We start from the raw sequence: 4,165 nt of genomic DNA, 5'->3' as shown, positions 1-4,165 counted from the left end.
TATATTATATAGGAGGTATTATTATGAATTTTCAAGAAATGATACTTGCTCTACAAAGCTATTGGGCTAAGCAAGGATGTATCATGATGCAACCTTATGATGTTGAAAAGGGTGCAGGTACTATGAATCCAAATACACTTCTAAGATCTCTAGGACCAGAACCATGGAGTGTATGTTATGTTGAACCATCTAGAAGACCTGCAGATGGTAGATATGGTGAAAATCCAAATAGATTATATCAACATCATCAATTCCAAGTTATATTAAAACCATCACCAGATGATATACAAGACTTATACTTAAAGAGCTTAGAAGCTATAGGTATAAATCCATTAGAACACGATATAAGATTCGTTGAAGATAACTGGGAATCAACTACAGTTGGTGCTTGGGGACTTGGATGGGAAGTTTGGCTAGATGGTATGGAAGTTACTCAATTTACATATTTCCAACAAGTCGGTGGTATAGAATGTGAATTAGAAACTGGTGAAATTACATATGGTTTAGAAAGACTTGCTATGTATATACAAGATGTAGATAGCGTATACGATCTAAAATGGAATGATTCTATAACTTATGGAGAAGTATTCAAAAAACAAGAATATGAAAACACTATGTATGCATTTGAAGAATGTGACGCAGAAATGCTATTTAACTTATTCGATATATACGAAAAAGAAGCTATAAGAATAATAGAAAAAGGACTAGTTATACCAGCTTATGACTATGTTTTAAAATGCTCACATACATTTAACACTCTAGATGCAAATGGAGCAATAGGTGTAAGCCAAAGAGCTTCATTCATAGGAAGAGTTAGAGATATGGCTAAAGCCGTTTCACAACTTTACGTTGAACAAAGAAAAGAAATGGGATACCCTCTTATGAAGGAAGGTGACAAATAATGAAAAATTACTTTTTACTAGAAGTAGGTGTAGAAGAATTACCATCAAGATTTGTTGAATCTACACTAGCACAAATAAAAGAAAACTTAGAAAAATCATTAGCCGAAAATAGAGTTGATTTTGAAGGTATAGAAACTTATGCAACACCAAGAAGACTTACTTTTGTAATAAATAAAATAAGCGACAATCAAGCAGATCTTGAAGAAGAAGTAAAAGGTCCATCTAAAAAAATAGCTGTAGATGCTGATGGAAACTTTACAAAGCCTGCATTAGGATTTATGAAGAGCAAAGGTTTATCTGAAAGTGATGTATACTTTAAGCAAGCTGGAAAAGAAGAATATTTATTTGGTACTTTAAAAGAAGAAGGTAAAGCAACTTCTGAAGTTTTAAAAGAAGTAGTACCAGAAGCTATAAAAGGAGTTACATTCCCTAAAGCTATGCGCTGGGGCGGCAAAAATATGAAATTTGCTAGACCTATAAGATGGATGGTAGCTCTATTAAACGACGAAACTTTACCTGTAGATTTAGAAGGTATAATAGCTTCTAACGTAACAAAAGGACATAGATTCTTAGGTGCAAAAGAAATAGAAGTAAATTCAATAGAAGAATATTTTGAAGCACTTAAAAATAATTATGTAGTTTTAGATCAAAATGTAAGAAAAGAAATTATAAAAACTCAATCTGAAGAAGTAGCAAAATCTTTAGGTGGAGTAGTTGAAATAGAAGATGATTTACTAGAAGAAATAACTTATCTAGTAGAATATCCTACTGCATTTTATGGAGAATTCGATACAGATTACGTAAAACTTCCTAAAGAAGTTGTAACAACTCCAATGAAGGATCATCAAAGATACTTCCCTGTTTCTAAAGATGGTAAATTATTACCATACTTTATAGCAGTTAGAAATGGAGGAGACAACAGATTAGACTTAGTAAAAGCTGGGAATGAAAAGGTTCTAGAAGCTAGACTTGCAGATGCTCTATTCTTCTACAAAGAAGACATCAAAAAACCACTAGAATCATTTGTAGAAAACTTAAAAACTGTTGTATTCCAAGCTAAATTAGGAACAGTATACGACAAAACTATAAGAATAGAAAAATTAGTAGAAGATATAGTAGATTCTCTAGATGAAAAAGAAATACTAAACGATGCTATGAGAGCTGCTAAATTATGTAAAGCTGATTTAGTAACTAATATGGTATTTGAATTTACAGAGCTTCAAGGTGTAATGGGACGTGAATACGCTAAAGTTTGTGGTGAAAATGACGCTGTAGCTGAAGCTATATTCGAGCATTACCTACCAAGATTTGCAGGAGATATACTTCCAGAAACTAAAGCTGGTATAGCTCTATCTATAGCTGATAAATTAGACTCTATAGCAGGTTTCTTTGCAATAGGAATAAAACCATCTGGATCACAAGACCCATATGCTCTAAGACGTCAAGCTTTAGGTATATTAAGTATACTATTAGACAAAAAACTAGATATAAACCTAGAAAAATTAGTAAACGATGCTCTTGATAATTATGATAATTTAGAATTCAATAAAGCTGAAGTAGTAGCTCAAATAATGGACTTCTTTACTGAAAGAGTTAAAAACTTATTCAAGGATTTAGGAATAAGATACGATGTAATAGATGCTGTATTAAGCTCTAACTTAAACAGTATATCAGACATACATACTAGAGCTGTTGAATTAAACAACTGGCTTCAAAAAGAAGAATTAGTTGAAATGTTAACTGCTTTCAACAGAGTATCTACATTAGCTGAAAAAGCTGAATCTGATAAAGTTGACGAAGCTTTATTAAAAGAAGATCCAGAAGTAAAATTAAATGCTGGATTCAAAGAAATAAAAGCACAAGTTGAAGGATTCCTAGCTAATAAAGAATACAATAAAGCATTAGATGCTTTTGCTTCAATAAAACCACTTGTAGATAACTTATTCGACAATGTAATGATAATGGATAAAGACGAAGCTGTAAAAGCAAATAGATTAGGATTATTAAAACAAATTTACGACACTATGCTAACTATATGCGATTTATCTAAAATTGTTTACAAATAAAAAAGTATTCATTATAAAAAATTTAAAATAGTAAAATATAAATAAAATATAGAATAGGCAAATAAGTAAACTTTAAAAAAAATAAAGTTGACATATTTGCCTATTTTTGTGTGAAATAAAAATAAAAAATTAACAAAGTTTATTCAATAGATGATAAATCTTCAAGATTTATATAAAGAGGATTTTGCATGTGCTCCATAGTAATTTTATATATATTTTCAACATCTCCACTAGTCATAGCATTAAATATATTTTTATGCTCTTTTAAAGTATCTTCCATTCTACCGACATGAGATAAAGATGATGTTGCAAGAGCCTTTATTCTATAAAGCTGCATATCAAATAGTTTATTGAAGGATTGATTTTTTAGATGATGTACTATTTCAATGTGAAATTTATTGTCAAATGGAGTAAATTCCTCTATAGATTTACTAGAATTTAATATTTGCTCTTGTTTAAAAAGCAAGTATTCTAAATAGGAAAATAGCTGTTGACATTCTTCTGTTTTATAATTTTTTGTTATGTAAAAAGTGCAGTATCCTTCAATTGCAGATCTTATCTGAAAAGTGTCGAGTACATCTTGCTTTGTCATTTTATGAAGCTTAAACCCCTTACTTGGAATGATATCTATATATCCTTCCTCTACTAAATGATGGATTGCATCTCTTAAAGGTGTTCTTGAAATACCTAATTCTTTAGCTATTTTAGTTTCAGAATATATTTCATCTTCTTGTAATTTATGAGTTAATATTAAATCCTTTATATAATCATATGCCTTTAATTGTAAAGGTTTCATTTCAATCATTATTATAGTATCTCCTTTCTTAAATTTATATATCACCAATTAAAATTATAACAAATATGTGAATTTGTAAACAAAAAAATTTTAAAATTCAAAAAAACACAAAAAAACAAAAGAAAAACGTTTACAGGTATACCGGTATGTAGTACAATAAAATCATAATAAATCGAAGGGAGAAATTAAACAATGAAAAAAACAGGATTTATAGGATTAGGGATAATGGGAAGACCAATGGCTAAAAATTTATTAAAGGCTGGTTGTGATTTATATGTGTATGATTTAAATGAAGTAGTAGTAAATGAATTTGTTGAATTAGGAGCAAAAAGTGCTACTTTAAAAGAAATCGGAGAAATTTGTGAAGTTATATTTACAATATTACCAAATGGAAAAATAGT

At 29.6% G+C, this 4,165-nt stretch carries 4 protein-coding genes; 3 read left to right on the top strand and 1 reads right to left on the bottom strand.

The genetic code is table 11. The annotated features are described in order from the left end of the window. Nucleotides 1-23 precede the first annotated feature (23 nt). Nucleotides 24-902 (top strand): glycine--tRNA ligase subunit alpha, encoded by an 879-nt coding sequence (glyQ, locus tag ACI3VO_RS07995; RefSeq protein ID WP_439757405.1) that lies wholly within the window; start codon nt 24-26, stop codon nt 900-902. Next, a complete protein-coding gene (gene glyS, locus ACI3VO_RS07990) occupies nt 902-2,968 on the top strand; it encodes a glycine--tRNA ligase subunit beta (protein ID WP_439757404.1) in 2,067 nt (688 codons plus the stop codon). Before glyQ ends, glyS begins: the two co-directional genes overlap by 1 nt. 139 nt (nt 2,969-3,107) lie before the next feature. On the opposite strand, the gene ACI3VO_RS07985 is transcribed toward glyS, so the two are convergent. Next, complete coding sequence (locus ACI3VO_RS07985) at nt 3,108-3,773, bottom strand: GntR family transcriptional regulator (RefSeq protein WP_439757403.1); 666 nt, start codon at nt 3,771-3,773, stop codon at nt 3,108-3,110. Between the two features lie 183 nt (nt 3,774-3,956). On the opposite strand from ACI3VO_RS07985, the gene ACI3VO_RS07980 reads away from it, so the two are divergent. Further along, a partial coding sequence (locus tag ACI3VO_RS07980; RefSeq protein ID WP_439757402.1) for an NAD(P)-binding domain-containing protein occupies nt 3,957-4,165 on the top strand: 209 nt, incomplete at its 3' end.

The sequence above is a fragment of the Intestinibacter sp. genome (assembly GCF_051866655.1).
Lineage (GTDB): Bacteria > Bacillota > Clostridia > Peptostreptococcales > Peptostreptococcaceae > Intestinibacter.
Note: the sequence above shows the minus strand (reverse complement) of the source record. Positions and strands in the feature narration are given on the sequence as shown.

Excerpts from the sequence above, each read along its gene's own strand:
- glyQ (WP_439757405.1), top strand. The coding sequence starts at position 24 with ATGAATTTTCAAGAAATGATACTTGCTCTACAAAGCTATTGGGCTAAG.
- glyS (WP_439757404.1), top strand. The coding sequence starts at position 902 with ATGAAAAATTACTTTTTACTAGAAGTAGGTGTAGAAGAATTACCATCA.
- ACI3VO_RS07985 (WP_439757403.1), bottom strand. The coding sequence starts at position 3,773 with ATGATTGAAATGAAACCTTTACAATTAAAGGCATATGATTATATAAAG.